The sequence below is a fragment of the Micromonospora sp. DT44 genome (assembly GCF_049841635.1).
Lineage (GTDB): Bacteria > Actinomycetota > Actinomycetes > Mycobacteriales > Micromonosporaceae > Micromonospora.
Genome location: NZ_JBNCKS010000207.1, coordinates 1 through 278 on the forward strand (window position 1 = coordinate 1; position 278 = coordinate 278).

The window sequence follows — 278 nt, forward strand, 5'->3', positions numbered from 1 at the left end:
CCTCCCACCTAGCGTCACTACTGAACTTAACAGCGCTGGGCGCTACCGCCTTCGCCAGAACGCCGATCGCTCCGCAATCCTCCAAAAAATTCTTCAGATCCTCGGGCATGTTCTTCGGAACAGTCTTGCCCTCCTGCCGCCAATTATAAAGGTCTCGTCCGAGGTGTACCATAATCCCGTTGGTGGCCTGCCTCTCGTATTTTTGCGGGGGGACTGTCAGCAGATTTGTTTGGCCATCTCCGTAGTATTCTCGTGCTATCTCGCCGAACGCCTCCCAC

The 278-nt window shown here is 55.4% G+C and carries 1 protein-coding gene; it reads right to left on the reverse strand.

Features of this window, described 5'->3' with window-relative positions; translation table 11 throughout:
* Positions 1-278, reverse strand: a 278-nt coding sequence (locus tag ACLQ25_RS32910) for a hypothetical protein (RefSeq protein ID WP_425734624.1), incomplete at both ends; no start/stop codon positions are given.